The sequence below is a fragment of the Phenylobacterium sp. genome (genome assembly GCF_020402505.1).
In the GTDB taxonomy this organism is placed as follows: domain Bacteria; phylum Pseudomonadota; class Alphaproteobacteria; order Caulobacterales; family Caulobacteraceae; genus Phenylobacterium.
Genome location: NZ_JADBZL010000196.1, coordinates 1 through 3,566, shown reverse-complemented (window position 1 = coordinate 3,566; position 3,566 = coordinate 1). Strand labels below are relative to the sequence as shown.

Below are 3,566 nucleotides of genomic sequence, written 5' to 3'. Positions count from 1 at the left end.
GTGGTCAATGGCGTCAGTGGCGCCCTGGAAGAGCGAGGCGACGCCCCCCGTCGCCACCACGGTCATGGGCCGGCCCCACTCCTCCCGGATGCGGGTGATCAGGCCCTCGATCAGGGCGATGTAGCCCCAGAAGACGCCCGCCTGCATGGCGCCCACGGTATCCCGGCCGATGGTCTTTTCCGGGCGCCGGATCGCCACCCTGGGCAGCTTGGCGGCGGCGGCGTGCAGGGCTTCCATGGAGAGGTTGATGCCGGGGGCGATGACTCCGCCCTCGAAGCCGCCGTCCGCGGCGATGACGTCGAAGGTCGTCGCCGTCCCGGAGTCGATGACGATCAGATCACCGGGATAGACCACATGGGCGCCGATGGCGTTGACTAGGCGGTCGGCGCCGGCCTCCGAGGGCTTTTCCAGACGAACGGGTATGCCGAGGTCGACATTCTCACCGATGACCAGAGGCTCCACCTTGAGGTAGCGGCGAGCGAGGTTTCGCAGGTTGAAGACCGACTGGGGCACCACGCTGGAGATGATGCAGGCGTCGAGCATGTCGAACCGGAGGCCCGTCATGGAAAGGAGCTGGTGCAGCCAGACCGCGTATTCGTCCGCCGTGCGGGTGGACTGGGTGGCCGTCCGCCACTGGGCGACCCACTCGGACCCGTCGTGAACAGCGAAGAGGGTGTTGGTGTTGCCCTGCTCGATCGCCAGCAGCATCAGGTTTCTCCAAAGAAGACATCTCCGGCCGTCACGCGGACGACCTCGCCAGTGTCCAGCCGAAGGCGCAGAGCCCCGTCCGCCTCCAGGGCCTCCGCCGTTCCGGAAAGAGTGCGGTCGGGGAGCCGCGCCGTGCAGGGACCGCCCAGGCCCTCCGCCATCCGGGTCCAGGCCTCGCCGACAGGGGGAAAGCCGTCATGGACCCAGGTCCGCCGCCAGGACTCGAACCGGTTCGCCAGGTCCGCCAGGAAGTCAGCCGGCGCCGGCGGCGTGAACCCGGGGATGTCGGCAAGGGCGGCGGCGGGCCGCTCGACCTGGTCCCGGGGCGGCGCCTTGGCCAGGTTGACGCCGATCCCCACCGCGAGCCAGAGCCCGCCCCCGGGCCTCGGACCCGATTCCACGAGGATGCCCGCCACCTTGCCGCCGGCGGTGTAGAGATCGTTGGGCCAGCGGAGGCGCGCAACGCCGGGTCCCGCCAGGGCGTTCACGGTCTCGCAGAGGGCCACGGCGGCCACGAACGAAATCTGAGCCGCCTGGGCGGGCGGCAGGTCAGCGGGGATCAGGAGGGTGGCCGCCAGGTTACCGCCACCACCGCGCCAGACGCGACCCTGGCGTCCCCGGCCGGCCGTCTGCTCGAGGGCGTGGATCCAGACGGGACCGAAGAGGCCCGCCTCCGCCCGACGCCGGGCCTCGGCATTGGTCGAGTCGAGGACGGCGTAGCTCTCGATGGGCGGGGCGCTCACCTAGCCAAGGCCGAGGGCGGCCGCCGCCGCGGCTGCGTAACGATCGATCAGGGGCATCAGACCAAGGACCACCGGGAAGGTGAAGGCCGCCGCGCCGATCGCGATGGCCCCGGCCTCCACGGGCGGGCGGTCGGTCTCGCCGGGGGCCGGATCGAACCACATCACCTTGACCAGACGCAGGTAATAGAAGGCGGCGATGACGCTGCCCACGAGGGCCGCCACCGCCGACCAGAGCAGGACCGGATCGCCGGCGTTCACCGCGGCCATGAAGACATAGTACTTGCCCCAGAAGCCGGCGAAGGGCGGCAGGCCGAGGCCCGACAGGGCGAAGATGGTCAGGGCGAGGCTGAGCCAGGGCCGCTGCTGGAAGAGCCCGGCCATGTCCTCGAGGGTCTCGAGAGGCCGGCCGTTCCGTGACAGGGCCGCGAGACAGGCGAAGAAGCCGATCACGGACACGGAGTAGAGGGCCATGAAGACGAGCATGGCCTGGACGCCCTGGGCCGTTCCCGCCGCCAGGCCGAGGACGGCGTAGCCGACGTTGGCGATGGAGGAATAGGCCCAAAGGCGCTTGAGGTTGGTCTGGGCCAGGCCCGCCAGGGCGCCCACGGCCACCGAGGCCAGGGCGATGAGGATCAGGACCTGGCGCCACTGGTCGGCGGCCAGGGGGAAGGCCTCGGCCAGGACCCGGGCGAACAGCAGCATGGCCGCCAGCTTGGGCGCGCCGGCGAAGAAGGCGACCACCGGGGTGGGCGCACCCTCGTAGACGTCGGGCGTCCACATGTGGAAGGGCGCGGCGGAGACCTTGAAGGCGAGGCCGCAGATCATGAAGACCAGGCCGAAGAGGACACCGGTCCCGGCCTCGCCCTGCACCGCTGCAGCGATGACGTCGAAGCGGATGGCGCCGGAGAAACCATAGACCAGGGAGGCGCCGTAGAGCAGCAGGCCCGAGGACAGGGCCCCCAGCACGAAGTACTTCAGGCCGGCCTCGGAGGCCTTGGCGTCGTCGCGCTGCAGGGCCGCCATGACATAGAGAGCCAGGGACTGGAGCTCGACGCCGATATAGAGGCTCAGAAGATCCCCCGCCCCGGCCATCATGGCCATGCCGAGGGCGGCCAGGAGGACCAGCACCGGGAACTCGAAATGACGGATACCCCGCCGGGCGAACCAGGCCTGACCCAGGGGAATGGACACGAGGCTTCCGAGGCAGATCACCACCTGGGCGAAGACGGACGCGGCGTCCGCCGTGAGGGCGCCCGAGAAAGCCTGACCCTGCGGGCCGACCACCGCAGCGACGGCGGAGGCGGCCAGGGCCGCCATGGCGCCGAGACCCACCACGCGTTCCGGCCGCGGCAGGTAGGCGCCCAGGACCAGGAGGAAGAGCGCGGCGCCTGCGAGGATCAGCAGGGGCGTGGCGAGGGCGAGGTCAGTGGCGAACATGGCGGTTTCCTTCGGCCTCCGTCAGTTGCCGACCGCAGTGCGGAAGGCGTCCAGAAGACCGTCGACCGAACTGGCAGTGATGTTGAAGACGAGGCCCGGCTGGAAGCCCAGCCAGAGGGTGGCGACCACCAGGGGCGCGAAGATCAGGATCTCGCGCAGATTGACGTCAGTGATGTCCACCAGGGCCGGATTGGTCATCTCGCCGAACATGACCCGCCGGTAGAGGGTCAGGGCGTAGACCGCCGACAGGATCACACCGGTGGTTGCGGCCAGGGCCGTCCAGGTCGAACTGAAATAGACACCGGTCAGGGTCATGATCTCGCCGACGAAGCCCGACGTGCCCGGCAGACCCACATTGCCCATGGTGAAGAGCATGAAGATGGCGGCGTAGACCGGCATGCGCCTCACCAGGCCGCCGTAGAAGGCGATCTCCCGGGTATGCATCCGGTCATAGACGACGCCTACGCAGAGGAAGAGGGCGCCGGAGATGATCCCGTGGCTGAGCATCTGGAAGATGGCGCCCTGAACGCCCACCACGTCGAAGGAGAAGATGCCCATGGTCACGAAGCCCATGTGCGCGACGGAGGAGTAGGCGATCAGCTTCTTGATGTCGGTCTGCCGGAAGGCCACCAGCGAGGTGTAGACGATGGCGATGGCCGACAGGGCGAAGACCAGGGG

Annotated in this window: 4 protein-coding genes; all 4 read right to left on the bottom strand. The window is 69.3% G+C overall.

Annotated elements, in window-relative coordinates:
* The coding region (locus tag IM632_RS13190) for a type III pantothenate kinase (protein ID WP_296552439.1) at window positions 1-711 on the bottom strand (711 nt) is incomplete at its 3' end.
* Window positions 708-1,451 carry a biotin--[acetyl-CoA-carboxylase] ligase gene (locus IM632_RS13185; protein WP_296521579.1) on the bottom strand — a complete coding sequence of 248 codons (744 nt, stop codon included), beginning with the start codon at window positions 1,449-1,451 and terminating at the stop codon, window positions 708-710. The genes IM632_RS13190 and IM632_RS13185, both read right to left, overlap by 4 nt.
* Complete coding sequence (gene nuoN, locus IM632_RS13180) at window positions 1,452-2,888, bottom strand: NADH-quinone oxidoreductase subunit NuoN (protein WP_296534648.1); 1,437 nt, start codon at window positions 2,886-2,888, stop codon at window positions 1,452-1,454.
* A gap of 21 nt (window positions 2,889-2,909) precedes the next feature.
* Window positions 2,910-3,566 (bottom strand): NADH-quinone oxidoreductase subunit M (locus IM632_RS13175; protein ID WP_296552437.1); only part of this gene is annotated, 657 nt, incomplete at its 5' end.

Excerpts from the sequence above, each read along its gene's own strand:
- nuoN (WP_296534648.1), bottom strand. The coding sequence starts at position 2,888 with ATGTTCGCCACTGACCTCGCCCTCGCCACGCCCCTGCTGATCCTCGCA.